Genomic DNA, 4,076 nt, shown 5'->3' with positions numbered 1-4,076 from the left:
CCTATAACGGCCATGTCGATCTCGGCACCGGCATCCGCACCGCGCTCGGCCAGATCGTCGCCGAAGAGCTCGATGTCTCCTTTGCCCGCGTCGTCGTTGTGCTCGGCGATACCGCCGTGGTGCCGAACCAGGGCCCGACGATCGCCAGCGAAACCATCCAGATCACCGCCGAACCGCTGCGCAAGGCCGCCGCGCAAGCGCGGCACTTCTTGATCGCGCGCGCCGTCGAGCGGTTGGAGTTGCCCCTTGCCGATCTCCGCGTCGAGGACGGCCTCGTGCGCGGGCACAACCGCAGCGTCAGCTRCGGCGAACTGCTCGGCGGCGAGACCATTCGTCTCGAGCTTGCCGACGACGTGCAGGTCAAGCCGGTCGGCGACTACGCCATCGTCGGCCAGTCGGTCCCGCGCGTCGATCTGCCGRCCAAAGCCACGGGTGAACTGACCTTCGTGCACGACATCCGCGTCCCCGGCATGTTGCACGGACGCGTGGTGCGCCCCCCCTACGCCGGCGTCGACGCCGGGCCGTTCGTCGGCACCAGCCTGATCGCGGTCGACGAATCCTCGGTAGGCAATATTCCCGGCCTCGTCGCGGTCGTGCGCATCGGCGATTTCGTCGGCGTGGTCGCTGAGCGCGAGGAGAATGCGATTCTGGCGGCGGCGCAGCTCAAGGTGAGCTGGAAGCCGACGCCCACCCTGCCCGATCTCGCCGACGTCGAGACGGCGCTACGCGCCAATCCGTCGACGCCGCGCACGCTGATCGACAAGGGCGACGTCAATGCGGCGATATCAGGCGCGGCCAGGCCGATGCAGCGCACCTATGTCTGGCCGTATCAGATGCATGCCTCGATCGGTCCCTCCTGCGCGGTCGCCGACTTCAGGGACGGCAACATCCGCGTCTGGTCGGGCACGCAGAATCCGCACGTGCTGCGCGGCGATCTCGCACTGCTGATCGAGCGTCCCGAGAACGAGATCGAATTGATCCGGCTCGAGGCCGCCGGCTGCTACGGCCGCAACTGCGCCGATGACGTCACCGCGGACGCGCTGCTCTTGTCGCGCGCGGTCGGCCGGCCCGTGCGCGTGCAGTTGACGCGCGAGCAGGAGCACGCCTGGGAGCCGAAAGGCACCGCACAGCTGATCGACGTCAATGGCGGCCTGAACGCCGACGGCGGCGTCGCCGGTTACGATCTCGCCACGCGCTACCCCTCGAATGCCGCGCCGACGCTGGCGCTCCTGCTCACCGGGCGAATTTCATCCGAGCCCGACGTCCTCCAGATGGGCGACCGCACCGCGATCCCGCCTTACGACTACGACCACATGCGCGTCGTCGCCCATGACATGGCACCGATCGTGCGCGCGTCCTGGTTCCGCGGCGTCTCGGCGCTGCCGAACACCTTTGCGCACGAATCCTATATCGACGAGCTCGCGACCGAGGCCGGCGTCGACCCGATCGAATACCGGCTGCGCTATCTGAAGGACCAGCGCGCCGTCGATCTCGTCAATGCGGTCGCCGAGCGCGCGGGCTGGACGCCACGACCGGTCCGCGAGGAGAAAGACGGCGAGGTCGTGCACGGACGCGGCTTTGCCTACGCGCTCTATGTCCACAGCAAGTTTCCAGGCTTTGGCGCGGCGTGGTCGGCTTGGGTCGCCGACGTCGCCGTGAACAAGACGACCGGCGATGTCAGCGTGACACGCGTCGTCGCGGGTCAGGACTCCGGCCTGATGATCAATCCGGACGGTGTGCGGCACCAGATCCACGGCAACGTGATCCAATCCACCAGCCGCGCGCTGATGGAGGAGGTCTCGTTCGAGCGCGGCGCGGTGGCGGCGCGCGAATGGGGCGCCTATCCGATCATCCCCTTCCCCGATGTGCCCAAGATCGACGTGCTGATGCTGCCGCGACCGGACCAGCCGCCGCTCGGCGTCGGCGAGTCCGCCTCGGTGCCGAGCGCGGCGGCGATCGCCAATGCGATCTTCGATGCGACCGGCGTGCGTTTCCGCGAGCCGCCGTTCACGCCCGAGCGTATCCTCAAGGGATTGCACGGCGATGCCCAGGCGACGCCGCAGGCACTCCCCGCTCCCGCTGCGCCGCCGTCTCGCATCTGGCAGAATCCGTTCGCCAGGCGCGCCGGCATCTTTGCGACGATTGCGGCGGTCTGCACCGCCGCAATCGGCATCGGCGCGGCACTGCTGCCCGGGCGTGCCATCGCACCGATCGCGCGGCCCGATGCGTCGGTCTATTCCGCAGCGACCATCGCCCGCGGAGAGCAGCTTGCCGCGCTCGGCAATTGCGCGGAGTGCCACACCACGATCGGTGGCGCGTTCAACGCCGGCGGCCGCGCGCTGGAGACCCCGTTCGGCACGATCTACGCGACCAACATCACGCCCGACGTCGAGACCGGTATCGGGGCCTGGTCCTATCCCGCGTTCGAGCGCGCGATGCGCGACGGGCTTCATCGCGACGGGCGCCAGCTCTATCCCGCCTTCCCCTACACGCATTTTTCGAAGACGAGCGAAGCCGATCTCCAGGCGCTCTACGCCTACCTGATGGCTCAGCCCGCGGTGCGCGCCACGCAGCCTGCAAACACACTCGCCTTCCCGTTCAATCTCCGCCCGCTGCTCGCGGGATGGAATGCGCTGTTTCACCAGACGCGTGAGTTCAAGCCCGATCCGGCAAAATCCGAGCTGTGGAATCGCGGCGCCTATCTGGTCGAGAGCCTCGGCCATTGCAGCGGCTGCCATTCGCCGCGCAATGCGCTCGGCGCCGAGCAGCGCAATGCCTACCTCGCCGGCGGCTTCGCCGAAGGCTGGGAGGCGCCGCCGCTGACCTCGCTCTCGCAGGCGCCGATCCCGTGGAGCGAGGACGAGCTGTTCGCCTATTTGCGCGCCGGCAATTCGCGCTATCACGGCGTCGCGGCCGGCCCGATGGCGCCGGTCGTCAGGGATCTCACGGCCCTGCCCGACCAGGACATTCGCGCGATGGCCGTCTATCTCAATTCGTTCAACGACGCTGCCACCGAGGCGCCGGATACGCTTGCCGCCAGGCTTGAGAGCGCAACGCAAGTCACCACCGCCGCCTCAACCGGCGCGCGGCTCTATCAGGGCGCCTGCGCCGTCTGTCACGAGGTCGGCGGCCTGCCGCTGTTCGGAAGCCGGCCCTCGCTTGCGCTCAACAGCAATCTGCACAGCCGAGCGCCGGACAATCTCGTGCAGGTGATCCTGCACGGCATCACCGAGCCCGTCTCGAGCGACCTCGGCTACATGCCGGCGTTCAAGGACAGCATGAGCGACGCGCAGATCGAAGAGCTCGTCACCTTCCTGCGCAAGCAGTTCGCGCCTGACAAGCCGGCCTGGACGGGCCTGCGCGAAACGATCGCGCGCGTGCGCAGCTCAGCACATTAGTGTCATTCCGGGGCCCGAGCGTAGCAGGGAGCCCGGAATCCATAATCACCAGCCGGGGTTATGGATTCTCAGATGCGCAATTGCGCATCATAGCTCGCCGCTTCGCGTCGCCCCGGAATGACACTGCATGATTGAAGCGTCAGAGATACAACACTACGCGTGCTTCTTCGCCTCCACCGGCGGCGTGCCGTGGGTGTGGAAGGACTCGATCGTCTTCAAGCCCCACGCCTGGCCCTTCTTGCGCTCCTCTTCCGTCCACACGATCGGCTTCCAGTCCGGCGCGAGGATGAGGCGCGCGCCGGCATTGGCGACTTCGACGCGATTGCCGCCGGGCTCGTAGACATAGAGGAAGAAGGTCTGCTGGATCGCGTGCTTGTGCGGGCCGGTCTCGATGTGGATGCCGTTCTCCAGGAAGATGTCGGCGGCGCGCAGGATTTCCTCGCGGCTGTCGAGCGCGTAGGTGACGTGGTGGAAGCGGCCGGGCGTGCCGGAATGATCGAGCGAATAGGCGAAGTCGTAGCTCTTGTTCGACATCGTCAACCACATCGCCGCTTCCCGACCGTCGTTGAGCACGATCTGCTCGGTGAGCCGGCAGCCGAGATAGTTCTCGAAGAACTCGCGGTTGGCCTTGATGTCGACGGCGAGGCAGTTGAGATGGTCGAGGCGGCGGACGTTGAC

General features: G+C 67.3%; 2 protein-coding genes. One reads left to right on the top strand and one right to left on the bottom strand.

Annotated elements, in window-relative coordinates; genetic code table 11:
- Positions 1-3,398: molybdopterin cofactor-binding domain-containing protein (locus ACXJL8_RS35675; protein WP_456686512.1), on the top strand; the 3,398-nt coding region annotated here is incomplete at its 5' end.
- 153 nt (positions 3,399-3,551) lie between these two features.
- Here the strand turns inward: ACXJL8_RS35675 and ACXJL8_RS35670 are convergent.
- Positions 3,552-4,076: VOC family protein (locus tag ACXJL8_RS35670; RefSeq protein WP_456686511.1), on the bottom strand; the 525-nt coding region annotated here is incomplete at its 5' end.

Source organism: Bradyrhizobium sp. P5_C11_2 (genome assembly GCF_054049755.1).
Note: the sequence above shows the minus strand (reverse complement) of the source record. Positions and strands in the feature narration are given on the sequence as shown.